Raw genomic sequence first — 17,921 nt, forward strand, 5'->3', positions numbered from 1 at the left:
GGAATTCAAATGCAAGCGGCAACTGTAGTCATTAACCGCCGCGCTCTGCGACACAACCTGCAACGTTTGCGTGAACTGGCGCCCGCCAGCAAGCTCGTTGCAGTCGTGAAAGCGAACGCTTACGGACACGGTCTTCTTGAGACCGCGCGAACGCTCCCCGATGCCGACGCCTTTGGCGTCGCCCGTCTTGAAGAAGCTCTCCGCCTGCGTGCGGGGGGGATCACGCAACCCATTTTGCTGCTGGAAGGCTTTTTCGAAGCCACAGACTTGCCTACGATTGCTGACCAGCATCTGCACACGGCGGTACATAACGAAGAACAGCTGTCCGCGCTGGAAAACGCCGAGCTGAGTGAACCCGTTACCGTCTGGATGAAGCTCGACACGGGCATGCACCGTCTGGGCGTTCGCCCGGAAAATGCGGAGGCGTTTTATCAGCGTTTGTGCCGGTGCAAAAACGTGCGCCAGCCCGTGAACATCGTCAGCCATTTTGCGCGTGCCGATGAGCCTGAATGTGGGGCAACCGAGCAGCAGCTCGATATCTTTAACACCTTCTGCGAAGGCAAGCCGGGAATGCGCTCGATTGCGGCTTCCGGCGGGATCCTGCTGTGGCCGCAGTCGCACTTTGACTGGGCGCGCCCGGGCATTATTCTTTATGGCGTGTCGCCTCTGGAGAGCAAACCCTGGGGGCCGGACTTTGGCTTTAAGCCAGTGATGTCGCTGGTCTCGAATCTGATTGCCGTGCGTGAGCACAAAGCGGGCGAGCCGGTGGGCTATGGCGGCACCTGGATTAGCGAGCGCGACACGCGCCTTGGCGTGGTGGCGATGGGCTACGGAGATGGCTATCCGCGTGCTGCACCGACAGGTACACCGGTGCTGGTCAATGGTCGCGAGGTCAACATTGTCGGTCGCGTCGCGATGGACATGATTTGCGTGGACCTTGGACCCGACGCCCAGGATAAAGCAGGTGATGATGTGGTGATGTGGGGTGAGGGCCTGCCCGTTGAGCGCATTGCTGAAATCACGAAAGTGAGTGCTTACGAACTTATCACGCGCCTGACCTCCCGGGTGGCGATGAAATACCTTGACTGAACTGTCTGTGAAGTGAGGTTATTAACCTCACTTCAACTTTATTAACATCCTCTCGACCTTCTCCCACTTCCGGTTTATTGTTGAAACTCCTGCCTCATCGAATTCCGGAGAACCATCGCGTGTTTCAGAACGTTGACGCCTATGCCGGCGACCCTATTCTCTCCTTAATGGAGCGTTTCAAAGAAGATCCTCGCAGCGATAAAGTGAACCTCAGCATCGGTTTGTATTACAACGAAGAGGGTATTATTCCTCAGTTACAAGCCGTTGCCGAAGCCGAAGCGCGTCTGAATGCGGTCCCGCATGGAGCGTCGCTCTATCTGCCGATGGAAGGGCTCAATGCGTACCGCAATACCATCGCACCGCTGCTGTTTGGGGCCGATCATCCGGTACTTGCGCAAAAACGTGTGGCGACCATCCAGACGCTGGGTGGATCGGGCGCGCTGAAAGTCGGTGCTGATTTCCTGAAAAAATACTTCCCGGATTCCGGCGTGTGGGTCAGTGACCCGACGTGGGAAAACCACGTCGCAATTTTTGAGGGCGCAGGCTTTAATGTCGAGACTTATCCGTGGTTTGACAGCGAAACCAACGGCGTGCGCGTTGAAGCCCTGCTGGAAAAACTGAAAACGTTGCCGGCGCGCAGCATTGTGTTGCTGCATCCGTGCTGCCACAACCCAACGGGTGCGGACCTCACCAATGACCAGTGGGATGCCGTCATTGAGGTGCTCAAGGCTCGCAACCTGATTCCATTCCTCGACATCGCCTATCAGGGCTTTGGCGCCGGGATGGAAGACGATGCCTATGCTATCCGCGCCGTTGCGAGTGCCGGCCTGCCTGTGCTGGTGAGCAACTCTTTCTCGAAAATCTTCTCCCTGTATGGCGAACGCGTCGGCGGGCTGTCCGTGGTCTGCGAAGATGCCGAAGCTGCCAGCCGCGTGCTGGGTCAGCTTAAAGCTACGGTGCGCCGTATCTACTCCAGCCCCCCGAACTTTGGTGCGCAGGTTGTGGCGACGGTACTCGGCGACGAACAGCTGAAAGCTAGCTGGCTTGCCGAAGTGGAATCCATGCGTAAGCGCATTCTGTCGATGCGTCAGGAGCTGGTCAACGTGCTGAAAGAGGCGGTACCGGGGCATAACTTTGATTATCTGATCAGGCAGCGCGGGATGTTCAGCTACACCGGTTTGAGCGCCGCGCAGGTCGACCGTCTGCGCGACGAGTTCGGCGTCTACCTGATTGCCAGCGGCCGCATGTGCGTCGCGGGTCTCAATGCCAGCAACGTTCATCGCGTGGCACAGGCATTTGCTGCGGTAATGTAAGTACTCACTACTGTATTCTCCCTCTCCCTGTGGGAGAGGACATCAGGCCGCCGTGCAGTCTTATCGCCCGGTGGCGCTCCGCTTACCGGGCCTACGGGCTGGGTGTTCTCCCTCTCCCTGTGGGAGAGGGCCGGGGTGATGGCATCAGGCTACTCAGGTCGATGTCTCGCTTTGTGATCGTCTTCTTTTTCTTCAGATTGATAATCAAAAACTCCTTTTCTTCACCTGCCGCTGGGGTTATGGTCGGATAGTTTTTTGACCATTCACTCAAAATAAAACGATAACGAACTGAATATTCAGGGGAAAATATGCGCAAGATCACCCTGGCGCTCAGCGCCGCCTGCTTATTGTTCTCACTTAATAGTGCCGTCGTCGCGCGCGCTTCTGCGCCAACGCCGCTTTACACCGGCACTACCGCTGCCATTCTTGCCGAACAGGCTCCTATTCACTGGGTATCCGTGGCCCAAATCGAAAACAGTCTGATGGGCCGCCCGCCCATGGCCGTTGGCTTTGATATTGACGACACCGTTCTGTTCTCCAGCCCGGGATTCTGGCGCGGCAAAAAAATGTATTCGCCGGACAGTGAAGCGTATCTGAAGAACCCGGCGTTCTGGGAAAAGATGAATAACGGCTGGGACGATTACAGTATCCCGAAAGAGGTCGCCCGGGCGGTCATTGCCATGCATGTGAAGCGCGGCGACAGCATTTACTTCGTCACCGGTCGTAGTCAGACCAAAACAGAAACCGTCTCCAGAACCCTGCAGGATGATTTCCAGATCCCGGCTGCCAACATGAACCCGGTCATTTTTGCGGGTGACAAAGAAGGGCAAAACACCAAAACCCAGTGGCTGGAGAAGAAAAACATCAAAGTGTTCTATGGTGATTCGGATAACGACATTACCGCGGCGCAGGATACAGGAGCCAGAGCGATCAGGGTGTTACGCGCCTCTAACTCGACCTATCGACCGCTGCCGATGGCCGGAAAATTTGGCGAAGAGGTGATTGTTAACTCGGAGTATTAAGCGTCGGGCTGCGAGTTTGATTCTTTTTTAATCAAATCTCGCTGCGGCGGGTTTTACCTTTCGACTTCTTGCTGCACACTTAGAAAGATTCATCTCTCTAAACGGAGCAGCACATGTGGTATCAACAGACCCTGACCTTAAGCGCTAAACCCCGCGGATTTCACCTGGTGACGGAGGAAGTCATCGGGCAAATCCGCGATTTGTCGCGCGTCAGAACGGGTTTACTGCATCTGCTGCTTCAACACACGTCAGCCTCCCTCACGCTTAATGAAAATTGCGATCCCACTGTCCGGTCTGATATGGAAAACCATTTTCTGAAGAGTGTCCCGGACAACGCCCCCTATGAGCACGATTATGAGGGCGCAGATGACATGCCTTCGCATATCAAATCTTCTCTGCTCGGGGTATCGCTGATGCTGCCGGTACACAACGGGCGGCTACTGCTGGGAACGTGGCAAGGGATCTGGCTGGGAGAACATCGCATTCACGGTGGTTCGCGTAAAATTATCGCAACGCTACAAGGGGAATAATGATGACAATTTCGGAGCTACTTCAGTACTGCATGAGTAAACCTGGCGCGGAGCAGAGCGTGCATAGCGACTGGAAAGCCACGCAGATAAAAGTGGGAGATGTGCTGTTTGCGATGGTGAAAGAGGTCGAAGGCCGCCCGGCCGCGTCGCTGAAAACCAGCCCGGAGCTGGCGGATTTGCTACGTCAGCAGCATGATGATGTGAGGCCGAGCAAACACCTGAATAAGGCGCACTGGAGCACGGTTTATCTGGATGGATCCCTGCCCGGCTCGCAAATTTACTATCTGGTGGATGCGTCTTATAAACAGGCAGTAGAGCTGCTGCCGGAAGCGACCCGACAACAACTCTCCGTCTGACATTACAGCAACGGTTTAAGGAAGCGCGCGGTGTGCGAGGCTTCGCACTCTGCAACGGTCTCTGGCGTACCGGAGACGAGGATTTCACCGCCGCCGCTGCCGCCTTCCGGGCCGAGATCGACAATCCAGTCCGCGGTTTTAATCACGTCCAGATTATGTTCGATGACCACAATCGTGTTGCCCTGATCGCGCAGCTGATGCAGCACGTCGAGCAACTGCTGGATATCCGCAAAGTGCAGACCGGTAGTCGGCTCATCCAGAATATACAGCGTCTGACCGGTGCCGCGTTTGGAGAGCTCACGCGCCAGCTTCACGCGCTGGGCTTCACCGCCCGACAGCGTAGTGGCGGACTGCCCCAGACGAATGTAGGTCAGACCGACGTCCATCAGGGTCTGCAGCTTACGCGCCAGCGCAGGGACGGCGTCAAAGAACTCGCGCGCCTCTTCGATGGTCATGTCCAGCACTTCGTGGATGGTCTTGCCTTTGTACTTAATTTCCAGCGTTTCGCGGTTATAGCGTTTACCTTTGCACTGGTCGCATGGGACGTAGATGTCCGGCAGGAAGTGCATTTCAACTTTAATGACGCCATCGCCCTGGCACGCTTCACAGCGGCCGCCGCGCACGTTAAAGCTGAACCGTCCCGGCGTGTAACCGCGTGAACGCGCTTCCGGCACGCCGGCGAACAGTTCACGTACGGGCGTGAAGACGCCGGTATAGGTCGCCGGGTTCGAGCGAGGGGTTCGGCCAATCGGGCTCTGGTCAATGTCGATAACCTTATCGAAATGTTCCAGCCCCTGAATGTCTCGGTACGGCGCGGGCTCGGCCAGCGTCGCACCGTTCAGCGCCGTCTGCGCAATCGGGAACAGGGTATCGTTAATCAGCGTCGATTTACCGGAACCGGACACGCCAGTGATGCAGGTAAACAGGCCAACCGGTAGCGTCAGCGTCACATCTTTCAGGTTGTTGCCGCGCGCGCCGGTCAGCTTCAGCACTTTTTCCGGATCTGCCGCTACGCGCTGTTTTGGCACCTCAATCTTACGCTTGCCGCTCATGTACTGGCCGGTCAGCGACTCGGGTACCGCCATAATGTCTTTCAGCGTCCCTTCCGCTACCACCTGACCGCCGTGTACGCCCGCGCCAGGACCAATGTCGATCACGTGATCCGCAGCGCGAATCGCGTCTTCGTCGTGCTCCACCACAATCACCGTGTTACCGAGGTTGCGCAGGTGGACCAACGTGCCGAGCAGACGTTCGTTGTCGCGCTGGTGCAGGCCGATTGACGGCTCATCCAGCACGTACATCACGCCCACCAGGCCTGCGCCAATCTGGCTGGCCAGGCGGATACGCTGGGCCTCACCGCCGGACAGCGTTTCTGCCGAGCGGGAAAGCGTCAGGTAGTTCAGACCCACGTTCACCAGGAACTTGAGACGATCGCCAATCTCCTTCAGCACTTTTTCAGCTATTTTCGCGCGCTGACCGGAGAGCTTCAGGTTGTTGAAGAAGTCCATCGCGTGGCCGATGCTCATGTCTGAGATGGTCGGCAGCGCCGTGTTTTCGACAAAGACATGACGCGCTTCGCGACGCAGACGCGTGCCTTCACAGGTGGCACAGGAGCGGTTGCTGATGAACTTCGCCAGCTCCTCGCGTACCGCGCTGGATTCGGTCTCTTTGTAGCGGCGCTCCATATTGTGCAGCACCCCTTCGAACGGGTGGCGACGCACGGAGGTATCACCGCGATCGTTCATGTATTTGAACTCGATGTTCTCTTTACCGGAACCGAACAGGATCACTTTGTGCACGTTCGGGCTGAGGCTGGCCCACGGCGCTTCCACGTCGAACTTATAGTGCTCCGCCAGTGATTTCAGCATCTGGAAGTAGTAAAAGTTACGCTTATCCCAGCCGCGAATGGCGCCGCCTGCCAGCGACAGCTCAGGGTTCTGGATCACGCGGTCCGGGTCGAAATACTGCTGTACGCCCAGACCGTCGCAGGTTGGGCATGCGCCTGCCGGGTTGTTGAACGAGAACAGACGCGGTTCCAGCTCGCGCATGCTGTAGCCGCAAATCGGGCAGGCAAAGTTGGCGGAGAAGAGCAGCTCTTCCGCTTTCGGGTCGTCCATATCGGAAACAACGGCGGTACCACCGGAGAGTTCCAGCGCCGTTTCGAACGATTCCGCAAGACGCGTCGCGAGGTCTTCACGCACCTTAAAGCGATCGATCACCACCTCAATGGTGTGCTTTTTCTGCAGCTCCAGTTTTGGCGGATCCGAAAGGTCGCACACTTCGCCGTCAATACGGGCGCGGATATAGCCCTGGCTTGCCAGGTTCTCCAGCGTTTTGGTGTGTTCGCCTTTACGCTCTTTAATAATTGGCGCCAGCAGCATCAGGCGTTTGCCTTCCGGCTGCGACAGCACGTTATCCACCATCTGGCTCACGGTCTGCGCCGCCAGCGGGACGTCGTGGTCCGGGCAGCGCGGCTCACCCACGCGCGCATACAGCAGACGCAGGTAGTCGTGAATTTCAGTAATGGTACCGACCGTTGAACGCGGGTTATGCGAAGTCGACTTCTGCTCGATGGAGATCGCAGGCGATAACCCTTCAATATGATCGACATCCGGTTTTTCCATCAGCGACAGGAACTGACGCGCGTACGCGGAGAGAGATTCAACGTAACGACGCTGTCCTTCGGCATACAAGGTGTCGAAAGCCAGTGAGGATTTGCCAGACCCCGAAAGCCCGGTCACGACGATGAGTTTGTCGCGAGGGATTATGAGGTTGATATTTTTGAGATTGTGGGTGCGGGCGCCCCGAACTTCGATCTTATCCATTCACCTTTCCCGGTTGAAACACGGATTGCCTGGTTTGTTTGAAGGACAAACGGCTGTCAGAAACGGCTAATTATGACACAATTTAACCTGTTTGAATATACAGTATTGGAATGCATTTTCTGATTCGCTGTGTAACAATGTTCAGTTCGCGCGCGAACTCTGGAAGATACTACGCAACTATCAAAGTGGCGTCTGGAAATGGTACACTCGCGCGTTTACACTATTAAGAAACGTATTCAGGAGACACGAACATGGCCAGCAGAGGCGTAAACAAGGTGATTCTCGTCGGTAATCTGGGCCAGGACCCGGAAGTACGCTACATGCCGAGTGGTGGCGCAGTTGCCAACATTACGCTGGCTACTTCCGAATCCTGGCGTGATAAAGCGACCGGTGAGATGAAAGAGCAGACTGAATGGCACCGCGTGGTGCTGTTTGGCAAACTGGCAGAAGTTGCCGGTGAGTATCTGCGTAAAGGTTCTCAGGTCTATATCGAAGGCCAGCTGCGCACCCGTAAATGGACCGATCAGTCCGGCGCTGAGAAGTACACCACCGAAGTTGTGGTAAACGTTGGCGGTACCATGCAGATGCTGGGCGGCCGTCAGGGCGGTGGCGCACCAGCAGGTGGTGGTCAGCAGCAGCAGGGCGGTTGGGGTCAGCCTCAGCAGCCACAGGGCGGCAACCAGTTCAGCGGCGGCGCGCAGTCTCGTCCGCAGCAGCAGTCTGCTCCGGCACCGTCTAACGAGCCACCAATGGACTTCGACGACGACATCCCGTTCTGATCAACGGATGCTCAAACAAAAAACCCAGACATCGTCTGGGTTTTTTGTTTATACAGGAATCAGGTAATCACCATTGGCCAGTCTGGTGGCTGGTGGCTCATTGCCTCTACCATCACGACTTTAATATTTTCCCAGACAGCGGCAATATCCAGCAGGGTGATGCCCAACAGGCCCGTTGCGAACCAGCAAGCCGCGCCAAGTCCCAGCAGAGTGCTGATGACCGCAAGACCCGCGTAGTCAGATTTACGAAACTGAATGTTCAGCGTGCTGGCTAAAAACATCAGTACCGCGCTCAACAAAGGCCAGCGCAGGAGAACCATGCTGGTAGTAATGGTTGCCATAGAACCCATCCTCTACAAAACAGACGAACTGAATGAAACGGTGTTTCTCGTTACAGAATATGTGTGAACTATATCACATTTGTTGATTTATTCGCCAGCGTCTGAGCGTTCAAAATGGGGATTTTATTACGCAAAAAAGGCGATGGTGCCGGGTACCTGGGTCCCGATACCTGGCTGAGCGGACACACGATGGGCCAGCCACGTTGTTTTTATAAGTGGCACGTTATTTTTTGCTCATCCTGAAAATAATGTGGTAATAGCCGGGCATTTATAAAACATCGATTCTCTGTTGTGTTATCTTCAAACCCCACATGTTCGCTGGATAATTATTTCCCTTAATTGAAACGGAACGAATACTTACAGTTTAGCTTACGGGAAAATATTATCGTCATAACGAAATTTAAGATTTTTAATACTAAAAGTCAGTTGCTAACTTCGCATGATTCATGCAACGTAATCACCTGTTTAACAAAGCATCCGGCCTTCATTACTACAGGCGTACAACATGCAGGGATATAGGGCGGGAAATGAATCGTAGCGCGCGGCGCAAAATGCTCAGGGTAGTAGGGATCATCATGGTAGTTATGCTGCCGGTGATGCTTGCCCTATGGTTTGCCCAGCTAAGAGCCGTGTCGGAAACAAGCGCTCAGCTCCGTACATTTGCTGAACTGGCTTTAGACAAAACAGAACTGGTTATTCAACAAGTTGATCTGGCCCGGGATGAGGCCGAAAAATATCAGGGTAAACTTTGTACACCGGAACATCGCCAATATATGTTGAACGTTGTGCGTGGCCGCCTGTTTGTCGCTGATTTAATTTATGCAGAAGGTCAGAATTTTCTTTGTTCAACCGTTTTTACGCCGGACCAACCTTACGCGATCCCGATTGCCAATTACACCCGTAAACCTGACATCGCTATCTATTATTTTCGCGACACGCCATTTTATACTGGCTATAAAATGACATATATGCAGCGTGGAAATTATGTCGTGGTGGTCAATCCGCTTTCTTACAGCGAAGTGATGTCTACCGATCATTCTCTCTCCTGGGGAGTGTACGACACGGTAACCAATGCATTCTTTTCCGTTAGCCAGAAAGCTAATCCTTCTTTATTAAATTCGATGATTCAGGATAAGGAATCGGTATTTCAAAAAGATAACCGTTTCTATACCGTCGTGAAATCACCGAAACGGCCTATTGCCGCTATCGTGTCGACGTCAAATAAGCGTTTTTACGAAACGCTCTACCATCAGGCGACGTTGACGCTGCCACTGGGGATGATCTGCAGCATTATTATTTTGCTGGTATGGTCGCGGACGCACCGCGAGCTTAATTCGCCAGGGCGGTTGCTGCATCGGGCGTTGCACAAACGACAGCTTTGCCTGCACTACCAGCCGATTATTGATATCAAGAACAACCAGTGCGTGGGGGCAGAGGCGTTGTTGCGCTGGCCGGGTTTCAACGGGCAGGTGATGAGTCCGGCTGAGTTTATTCCGCTGGCTGAAAAAGAGGGAATGAGCGAGCGGATTACGGATTATGTCGTTGAGGAGGTATTCAGCGATCTGGGTCATTTCCTGGCTGAGCATCCGCATCTCTATATTTCAATTAACCTGTCGGCCACGGATTTCCACTCCTCGCGGCTGATCGCCATGATTTCTGACAAGGCGCGCCACTATGCCGTCCGTGCCCAGCAAATCAAAATCGAAGTGACGGAACGTGGGTTCATTGATGTGCCCAAAACCACTCCGGTGATTCAGGCTTTCCGGCAGGCGGGTTATGAAGTGGCGATCGATGATTTCGGGACCGGTTACTCGAACCTGCACAACCTCTATTCGCTGAACGTCGACATTCTGAAAATCGATAAATCGTTTATCGATACGCTAACGACCAACAGCACCAGCCACCTGATCGCCGAGCATATTATCGAGATGGCGCAAAGCCTGCGGCTTAAAACCATTGCGGAAGGGGTCGAAACGGCAGAGCAGGTGAGTTGGTTGCTGAAGCGCGGCGTCCAGTTCTGTCAGGGATGGCACTTCGCGAAAGCGATGCCGCCCCAGGAATTTATGACCTGGCAGCAGCAACCTTTGCACTAAGGGTGATTAATTCAACTGGTGGCGATAGTCGCTCGGCGTACGGTCAAACTCGCGGCGAAACACGCGGGAAAAGGTTTGTTGCGACACATAGCCAAGATCCATCGCGATATCAAAAATCGGTCGCTGCGTTGAGCGTAACGCCTGCGCCGCCAGCAGCAATCTGCGCTGACGAATGTACTCACCCAGGGTTTGATGCATAACCGTGCGGAACATTCTCTGTAAATACCATTTCGAATAGCCCGACTTTTTAGCGACCACATCAATGTTCAACGGTTGATCGATATGATCATCAATCCATTCAATAAGTGTCTGAATAATCTGCTGATGCGACATAAGGTTGCCCCTCTGTAGATACAACTTTCTTGGTTGATTCGTCGTTTTCTCTGCGGGGGAGTATAATTCCTCAAGTTAACTTGAGGTAAAGAGGTTTTATGGAAAAGAGATTGCCGCGTATTAAAGCGCTTTTAACCCCCGGCGAAGTGGCAAAGCGAAGCGGTGTTGCGGTATCGGCGCTCCACTTCTATGAAAGCAAAGGGTTAATTAAAAGCATCCGTAACGACGGAAACCAGCGCCGCTATACCCGTGACGTTCTCCGTTACGTGGCGATTATCAAAATTGCGCAACGAATCGGTATTCCCCTGGCGACGATAGGTGAGGCGTTTGGGGTGTTGCCGGAGGGCCACACGCTGAGCCCGAAAGAGTGGAAAGAGCTCTCCTCCCAGTGGCGTGAAGAGCTGGACAGACGTATCCATACGCTGGTTGCGCTGCGCGATGAACTGGACGGTTGTATCGGCTGCGGCTGTCTGTCCCGTAGCGACTGCCCGTTGCGGAACCCCGGCGACAGGCTGGGCGAGCAGGGGACAGGGGCGCGGCTGCTGGAGGAGGAGTAAGTCTCTGCGGCCTGCGCGTCGGGTGGCGGCTGCGCCTTACCCGACCTACAAAAACCACATTCTCGAACGTAGGCCGGGTAAGGCGCAGCCGACACCCGGCAAAACCGCGCCGCAAAAAGAACTAAAGCGCCACTAAGGGCGCTTTAGTTTTTCCCGGTCTTTGTCTTTCTCTCTATCCCGCTGGTTCACGGGAGGGTTTCCCCCGACATCAGCACCCCTCGTGTCGAGCTGGTTGGTGAGGTTCCGGATTGTGCTGACACTTTAATTCTATGCAAGACCGGTTTTTTCGCCAGCGTCGCTGACCGGTTTTTAGCCGAATTTTTTTCGCGGTGTTGTTCAATTTTCTATAGTTAAAAAGTATGAATCACAGGAGAAGACCATGCTCACGGTACATCACCTTAACCAGTCGCGCTCACATCGTGTGATCTGGGCGCTGGAAGAACTCGCCCTGCCTTATGAGATCGTTCACTACCAGCGCGAAAAGAACATGCTGGCGCCGGAGGCTCTCAAAAAGGTGCATCCGTTGGGCAAATCACCCATCATCGAAGATAACGGACTGATCCTCGCGGAATCGGGTGCCATTCTGGAGTACCTCCAGGAAACCTATGATGCCGAATCGCGCCTTAAGCCGTTAGATCCGGCGCATAAGGTGCAATATCGCTTCTGGCTGCATTACGCGGAAGGATCGCTGATGCCACTGCTGTTAATGAAGCTGGTTTTCAACAGCCTCGGCAAGCCGCCCGTGCCGCCAGGCATCCGACTCCTGGGCAAGGCGCTGGGTAAGGGGGTGCAGAAAGCGTATCTCAATCCCCAGCTGGAAACGCATGCGCGCTTTATTGATTCGCATCTCGCTCAAAACAGCTGGTTTGCCGGGGACGCGCTCAGCATGGCCGACATTCAGATGAGTTTCCCGATCTTTGCCCTGCTGGCGCGTGGGGGCATCGACAATCTGCCGCATATTGAGGCCTGGAAGCAAAAGGTCGATAACAGTCCCGGCTGGAGGCGAACCCTGGAACAGGGGGGGCCATTATCCATCCCGGGTGAGGATTGAAATGTAAACAAATTGCGCATAGACGATAACGTTTGCGCATCCTCTGTTTATTTCTTCAGCGTCATAAGCGAATTTTAGTGAAAAACGATAAAGTTCAGTTGAAAATGGCGGTGTTTAGGCTGGATAATCGTTTGCCTTAATTTGACCACCCGTTTTTAAGCGCGGAGCTAAACGTTTGCTTTTTTTGTGACGCCCTTTCGTCGCAAACGCAAAACAAGGATTTGACGTATTAGCTGGCAGTGGTGTCTCCACCACGCTTATGAACGTTCTATAAAAACTCTCAGGGGATGTTTTCTATGTCTACGCCATCTGCGCGTACCGGCGGTTCACTTGACGCCATGTTTAAAATTTCGGCTCGCGGCAGCACCGTGCGTCAGGAAGTTGTTGCCGGTCTGACAACGTTTCTGGCGATGGTTTACTCCGTCATCGTTGTGCCGGGCATGCTGGGTAAAGCGGGCTTCCCGCCAGCAGCTGTTTTTGTCGCGACCTGCCTGGTAGCCGGTGTGGGCTCCATTGTGATGGGGCTGTGGGCGAACCTGCCGCTGGCGATTGGTTGCGCCATCTCTTTGACCGCGTTCACCGCGTTCAGCCTGGTGCTGGGTCAGCAGATCAGCGTACCGGTCGCACTCGGCGCTGTGTTCCTGATGGGTGTGCTGTTCACCGTTATCTCTGCTACCGGCATTCGTAGCTGGATTTTGCGCAACCTGCCGCAGGGCGTGGCGCACGGCACCGGTATTGGCATCGGTCTGTTCCTGCTGCTGATCGCCGCTAACGGCGTGGGCCTGGTGATCAAGAACCCGCTGGACGGCCTGCCGGTGGCGCTGGGGCATTTCGCGAGCTTCCCGGTGATCATGTCGCTGATCGGTCTGGCGGTGATTATCGGTCTGGAAAAACTGAAAGTGCCGGGCGGCATTCTGCTGACCATTATCGGTGTATCCATTGTCGGCCTGATTTTCGATCCGAACGTCCACTTCTCCGGTATTTTCGCCATGCCGTCGCTGAGCGATGACAAGGGCAATTCTCTGATTGGCAGCCTGGATATCGTCGGTGCGCTTAACCCGGTAATCCTGCCAAGCGTGCTGGCACTGGTGATGACCGCCGTGTTTGACGCAACCGGTACGATTCGCGCGGTGGCCGGTCAGGCTAACCTGCTGGATAAAGACGGTCAGATTATTGATGGCGGCAAAGCCCTGACGACTGACTCCCTGAGCAGCGTCTTCTCAGGACTGGTGGGCGCAGCGCCTGCGGCAGTGTATATCGAGTCCGCAGCGGGCACGGCAGCAGGCGGTAAAACCGGCCTGACGGCCATCACCGTCGGCGTGCTGTTCCTGCTGATCCTGTTCCTCTCTCCGCTCTCTTATCTGGTACCGGCTTACGCGACCGCGCCAGCGCTGATGTATGTCGGCCTGCTGATGCTGAGCAACGTGGCGAAGATCGACTTTGCGGATTTCGTGGATGCCATGTCTGGCCTGATTACCGCCGTGTTTATCGTGCTGACCTGTAACATCGTGACCGGCATCATGATCGGTTTCGCGTCGCTGGTCATTGGTCGTCTGGTCTCTGGTGAATGGCGCAAGCTGAACATCGGCACCGTGGTGATCGCCGTTGCGCTGGTGGCATTCTACGCAGGCGGCTGGGCCATCTAAGTTGTCCATTGATGCGAAAACGGGTGGCTCAGGCCGCCCGTTTTTATTTTCAGAGCTCATCCCGTTGCCTTTTGCGTTACTCTGAAGAAGATAGAATAAAAGGCACGACGCCTTCCGTAGTACATAAGTAACACAGCAAACAGGGAACGCATGGAAATCTTCTTCACAATACTCATCATGACCCTTGTGGTCTCATTATCCGGGGTGGTTACACGCGTACTGCCCTTTCAGGTCCCCCTGCCATTAATGCAAATTGCCATCGGCGCGCTGCTGGCGTGGCCGACGTTTGGCCTGCACGTGGAATTTGACCCCGAACTGTTCCTCGTGCTGTTTATTCCGCCACTGCTGTTTGCTGATGGCTGGAAAACGCCCACGCGCGAATTCCTTGAGCACGGGCGAGAGATCTTCGGCCTGGCGCTGGCGCTGGTTGTCGTCACCGTCGTCGGGATTGGCTTCCTGATTTACTGGGCCGTACCGGGTATCCCGTTAATCCCCGCCTTTGCGCTGGCCGCCGTGCTCTCGCCAACCGATGCCGTGGCGCTTTCCGGCATTGTGGGTGAAGGTCGTATTCCGAAGAAAATCATGGGGATTTTGCAGGGCGAGGCGCTGATGAATGACGCCTCTGGTCTGGTCGCCCTGAAGTTTGCCGTGGCGGTTGCCATGGGGACGATGGTCTTTACCATTGGCGGCGCGACGCTGGAATTCTTCAAAGTGGCGATTGGCGGTATCCTCGCGGGCTTTGTGGTGAGCTGGCTGTATGGCCGCTCCCTGCGCTTCCTCAGCCGCTGGGGCGGTGATGAACCCGCCACGCAAATCGTACTGCTTTTCCTGCTGCCGTTTGCCTCCTACCTGATTGCCGAACATATTGGCGTATCGGGCATTCTGGCGGCGGTAGCGGCAGGGATGACCATCACCCGCTCCGGCGTGATGCGTCGCGCGCCGCTGGCAATGCGTCTGCGTGCCAACAGCACTTGGGCGATGCTGGAGTTCGTGTTTAACGGCATGGTATTCCTGCTGTTGGGCCTGCAACTGCCGGGCATTATGGAGTCCTCGCTGATTGCGGCAGAGGCCGATCCGAACGTTGAAGTCTGGATGCTGTTTACCGACATCGTGCTGATCTACATGGCACTGATGCTGGTGCGTTTTGGCTGGCTCTGGACGATGAAGAAATTCAGCGTGCGCTTCCTGACGAAAAAGCCGATGGAGTTTGGCTCCTGGACCACACGCGAGCTGCTGATTGCCTCTTTCGCTGGCGTGCGTGGGGCGATCACCCTTGCCGGTGTGCTCTCTATTCCGCTGCTGCTGCCGACGGGCGATGTCTTCCCGGCGCGCTACGAGCTGGTGTTCCTGGCGGCAGGCGTGATCCTCTTCTCGCTGTTCGTGGGCGTGGTGATGCTGCCGATTTTACTGCAGCACATTGACGCCGGGGATTCGACCCAACAGCATAAAGAGGAGCGTATTGCGCGTGCGGCTACCGCCGAAGTGGCGATAGTCGCTATTCAGAAAATGGAAGAGCGTCTGGCGGCGGATACAGACGAGAACATCGATAATCAGCTGCTGACGGAAGTGAGTTCCCGCGTGATTGGTAACCTGCGCCGTCGGGCTGACGGACGTAATGACGTGGAAAGCTCGCTGCAGGAGGAAAACCTGGAACGCCGGTTCCGCCTGGCGGCGCTGCGTTCAGAGCGTGCCGAGCTGTACCATCTGCGTGCCACGCGGCAGATCAGCAACGAGACGCTGCAAAAGCTGCTGCACGATCTGGATTTGCTGGAAGCGTTGTTGATAGAGAATCAGTAGCGCGCTTTTGCCCGGTGGCGCTGCGCTTACCGGCCTACATTCGAATCGTAGGCCGGGTAAGGCGAAGCCGCCACCCGGCACTATTCAGACTGCACCCAAAACCCCTTACAGCACTCCAGCCACGCCTGCGCGCTATGCGACAGATACACCCCTTCACGCCAGATCATCCCTAACTGCCAGTGCAGCTCGCTCTCCAGCGGGATCCAGCGCAGGGTGTTTTTATCCAGCCGCTCGCAAATTGGCTGCGGCAGAATGGCAATCCCCACGCCAGCCTGAACCATCGCGGCCAGAAAATCCCACTGACCGCTGCGCACCGCAATGCGTGGCTTCACATTATGTTGGTTAAACAGCGTCATCAGCTGGCGGCTTAAGGCGAAGTCTTCGTTGTAGATCAGCAACGGATGTTCGCCGAGCAGTTCGGGTTTCACCGAGTCAATTTGCAGCCAGTCACCGGAGCGCGGTACGAGCACGCACAGCGGATGGCTGAACAGCGGCAGCGTCGCCAGACCGCTCTCTTCCTCTACGGGGAGGGCCGTCATCGCCACATCCAGCTCGCCGTTCATCACGGCCTGCTGGACGGTCAGGCCGCCAAATTCAGAAATTTTTAGCTCAACGCCGGGGTAGCGCTGACGAAAGAGGCTAATCGGCCCGGCCATCATCATGCCGACCATCGGCGGAATGCCAAGACGTAATAGCCCTTTGGTAAGGTGGTTGATATCCGCAAGCTCAGCCTCAAGCTGGCGGAACTCAGCCAGAATCGCCAGCCCGCGCTCGAAGACCACGCGTCCGGTATCCGTCAGCAGCAGCTTGCGTCCGTCACGAAGCAGCAGGGTACAGTTCAGCTCGTCCTCAAGGTTTTTCAGCATCTTGCTGATGGTCGGCTGGGTAACGAACAACTTCTCCGCTGCGCGGGTAAAACTTTGCTGGCGAACCACCTCGACAAAATAGCGCAGCGTTCTTATGTCCATGATTATTCCTCGAAACTATACCTTCGATGATTTTAATTCATTTCTGTCCCTGACGTGCGCTCACTATACTGGCGCCTCGTCTCAATTTTGAGGAAAACCCCCATGGCCGTGGCGTTAAGTCGTGTTACGCCTGCCGTTGTGCAACGACTCCAGGTACCGGTTCAGGTACTGCTCTATGCCGGACTGTTTGTTTTCGCGGAATATCTTGTCGACTGGCTGCACCTGCCTTTACCCGCCAACCTGGTCGGGATGGTGCTAATGCTAACGCTGATCCTCTGTCGCGCGTTGCCCCTTAGCTGGGTGCGAGCCGGCGCGCGCTGGCTGCTGGCGGAGATGCTGCTGTTCTTCGTGCCTGCGGTGGTCGCGGTGGTGAACTATGCCCAGCTGCTGATGGTCGACGGCTGGCGCATCTTCGCGGTTATCGCCCTGAGTACGCTGATGGTATTGGGCGCCACTGCCTGGGTGGTGGATAAAGTCTATCGCTTTGAAATCAGCAGGCAGAAGCATGACTAACGTTCAGATAAGCGTGCTGTGTCTGATTGCGACCATCGTAATCTACTTTGCCAACAAGCGTTTGTACCGCCGCTTTCGCGCGCTGCCGCTCATGCCGCTGGTGTTCACCCCCATCCTGCTGGTGCTCATGCTGGTCTTCGGCCATATTTCCTGGCAGAACTACATTGGGGAATCCCACTGGCTGCTGTGGCTGCTCGGCCCGGCCACTATCGCCTTTGCCGTTCCCGTGTACGACAACCTGAATATTATTAAACGCCACTGGATGTCGCTTAGCGCAGGCGTTCTGACTGCCACGGTGGTGGCGGTGTGTAGCTCGGTCTGGCTGGCGCGGCTGTTTACGCTGCCCGATGAAATTCAGCGCAGCCTGGCCGTGCGTTCGGTGACGACGCCGTTTGCGCTGGCAGCGGCTAAACCGCTTGGCGGGCAGCCGGATCTGGTGGCGCTGTTTGTGGTCGTGACGGGCGTCTTTGGCATGGCGGTGGGCGATATGCTCTTTTTGCGGCTTTCTATTCGGGAGGGGATGGCGAAAGGGGCAGGGTTTGGCGCGGCGTCTCATGGCGCAGGTACGGCGCGTTCGTATGAGCTGGGTCAGCAGGAAGGCGTGGTGGCAAGTCTGGTGATGATGCTCTCTGGCGTGACGATGGTGCTTATCGCACCGCTGGTGGCATGGGTGATGTTTTAAACTCCCCGGCCTGAGAGACCGGGGAG

The 17,921-nt window shown here is 55.6% G+C and carries 17 protein-coding genes; 13 read left to right on the forward strand and 4 right to left on the reverse strand.

The window, feature by feature from the left end:
• The first annotated feature begins 9 nt into the window (after positions 1–9).
• From alr to L3068_RS01415, 5 genes are all read left to right on the forward strand, one after another.
• Positions 10–1,089: an alanine racemase gene (gene alr / locus L3068_RS01395; protein WP_014882146.1), complete on the forward strand. Its 1,080-nt coding sequence runs from the start codon at positions 10–12 to the stop codon at positions 1,087–1,089.
• Positions 1,090–1,208: 119 nt separating this feature from the next.
• Positions 1,209–2,402, forward strand: coding sequence for an aromatic amino acid transaminase (tyrB, locus tag L3068_RS01400; RefSeq protein ID WP_014882147.1), 1,194 nt, complete (start codon positions 1,209–1,211; stop codon positions 2,400–2,402).
• 308 nt (positions 2,403–2,710) lie between these two features.
• Positions 2,711–3,424 carry an acid phosphatase AphA gene (aphA, locus tag L3068_RS01405; protein WP_014882148.1) on the forward strand — a complete coding sequence of 238 codons (714 nt, stop codon included), beginning with the start codon at positions 2,711–2,713 and terminating at the stop codon, positions 3,422–3,424.
• 113 nt (positions 3,425–3,537) lie between these two features.
• Positions 3,538–3,954 carry a secondary thiamine-phosphate synthase enzyme YjbQ gene (locus L3068_RS01410; RefSeq protein WP_014882149.1) on the forward strand — a complete coding sequence of 139 codons (417 nt, stop codon included), beginning with the start codon at positions 3,538–3,540 and terminating at the stop codon, positions 3,952–3,954.
• A gap of 2 nt (positions 3,955–3,956) precedes the next feature.
• Positions 3,957–4,310 carry an MmcQ/YjbR family DNA-binding protein gene (locus L3068_RS01415; RefSeq protein WP_014882150.1) on the forward strand — a complete coding sequence of 118 codons (354 nt, stop codon included), beginning with the start codon at positions 3,957–3,959 and terminating at the stop codon, positions 4,308–4,310.
• A gap of 2 nt (positions 4,311–4,312) precedes the next feature.
• On the opposite strand, the gene uvrA is transcribed toward L3068_RS01415, so the two are convergent.
• Positions 4,313–7,135: an excinuclease ABC subunit UvrA gene (uvrA, locus tag L3068_RS01420; RefSeq protein WP_023331804.1), complete on the reverse strand. Its 2,823-nt coding sequence runs from the start codon at positions 7,133–7,135 to the stop codon at positions 4,313–4,315.
• A gap of 251 nt (positions 7,136–7,386) precedes the next feature.
• Between uvrA and ssb1 the strand changes: the two genes are divergently transcribed.
• On the forward strand, positions 7,387–7,914 hold the full coding sequence (gene ssb1 / locus L3068_RS01425; RefSeq protein ID WP_014882152.1) for a single-stranded DNA-binding protein SSB1: 528 nt from the start codon (positions 7,387–7,389) through the stop codon (positions 7,912–7,914).
• A gap of 59 nt (positions 7,915–7,973) precedes the next feature.
• Here ssb1 and L3068_RS01430 read toward each other — a convergent pair whose 3' ends face one another.
• The gene (locus L3068_RS01430) at positions 7,974–8,255 is read right to left on the reverse strand and encodes a YjcB family protein (RefSeq protein ID WP_014882153.1); all 282 of its coding nucleotides are present in this window, start codon (positions 8,253–8,255) and stop codon (positions 7,974–7,976) included.
• Between the two features lie 527 nt (positions 8,256–8,782).
• On the opposite strand from L3068_RS01430, the gene pdeC reads away from it, so the two are divergent.
• On the forward strand, positions 8,783–10,348 hold the full coding sequence (pdeC, locus tag L3068_RS01435; RefSeq protein WP_023336605.1) for a cyclic di-3',5'-guanosine monophosphate phosphodiesterase PdeC: 1,566 nt from the start codon (positions 8,783–8,785) through the stop codon (positions 10,346–10,348).
• Between the two features lie 6 nt (positions 10,349–10,354).
• Here the strand turns inward: pdeC and soxS are convergent, their stop codons facing one another.
• Positions 10,355–10,681, reverse strand: coding sequence for a superoxide response transcriptional regulator SoxS (gene soxS / locus L3068_RS01440; RefSeq protein WP_008503387.1), 327 nt, complete (start codon positions 10,679–10,681; stop codon positions 10,355–10,357).
• A gap of 98 nt (positions 10,682–10,779) precedes the next feature.
• Between soxS and soxR the strand changes: the two genes are divergently transcribed.
• From soxR to L3068_RS01460, 4 genes are all read left to right on the forward strand, one after another.
• Entirely contained in the window at positions 10,780–11,238 is a 459-nt protein-coding gene (gene soxR / locus L3068_RS01445; RefSeq protein WP_117581821.1) for a redox-sensitive transcriptional activator SoxR, read from the forward strand.
• Between the two features lie 379 nt (positions 11,239–11,617).
• A complete protein-coding gene (locus tag L3068_RS01450) occupies positions 11,618–12,289 on the forward strand; it encodes a glutathione S-transferase family protein (RefSeq protein WP_023336606.1) in 672 nt (223 codons plus the stop codon).
• 296 nt (positions 12,290–12,585) lie between these two features.
• Positions 12,586–13,935 carry a guanine/hypoxanthine transporter GhxP gene (gene ghxP / locus L3068_RS01455; RefSeq protein ID WP_014882157.1) on the forward strand — a complete coding sequence of 450 codons (1,350 nt, stop codon included), beginning with the start codon at positions 12,586–12,588 and terminating at the stop codon, positions 13,933–13,935.
• 150 nt (positions 13,936–14,085) lie between these two features.
• The gene (locus L3068_RS01460; protein ID WP_014882158.1) at positions 14,086–15,732 is read left to right on the forward strand and encodes a Na+/H+ antiporter; all 1,647 of its coding nucleotides are present in this window, start codon (positions 14,086–14,088) and stop codon (positions 15,730–15,732) included.
• Between the two features lie 80 nt (positions 15,733–15,812).
• Here L3068_RS01460 and L3068_RS01465 read toward each other — a convergent pair whose 3' ends face one another.
• Positions 15,813–16,700, reverse strand: coding sequence for a LysR family transcriptional regulator (locus tag L3068_RS01465; protein WP_023331808.1), 888 nt, complete (start codon positions 16,698–16,700; stop codon positions 15,813–15,815).
• A gap of 102 nt (positions 16,701–16,802) precedes the next feature.
• Here L3068_RS01465 and L3068_RS01470 point away from each other — a divergent pair, with 102 nt between their 5' ends.
• Positions 16,803–17,213 carry a CidA/LrgA family protein gene (locus tag L3068_RS01470; RefSeq protein WP_014882160.1) on the forward strand — a complete coding sequence of 137 codons (411 nt, stop codon included), beginning with the start codon at positions 16,803–16,805 and terminating at the stop codon, positions 17,211–17,213.
• Entirely contained in the window at positions 17,206–17,895 is a 690-nt protein-coding gene (locus tag L3068_RS01475; protein ID WP_014882161.1) for an LrgB family protein, read from the forward strand. The genes L3068_RS01470 and L3068_RS01475 overlap by 8 nt, the downstream gene beginning before the upstream one ends.
• The last annotated feature ends 26 nt before the right edge of the window (positions 17,896–17,921 follow it).

This window comes from Enterobacter cloacae complex sp. ECL414, from assembly GCF_021869685.1.
GTDB classification, from domain to species: domain Bacteria; phylum Pseudomonadota; class Gammaproteobacteria; order Enterobacterales; family Enterobacteriaceae; genus Enterobacter; species Enterobacter kobei.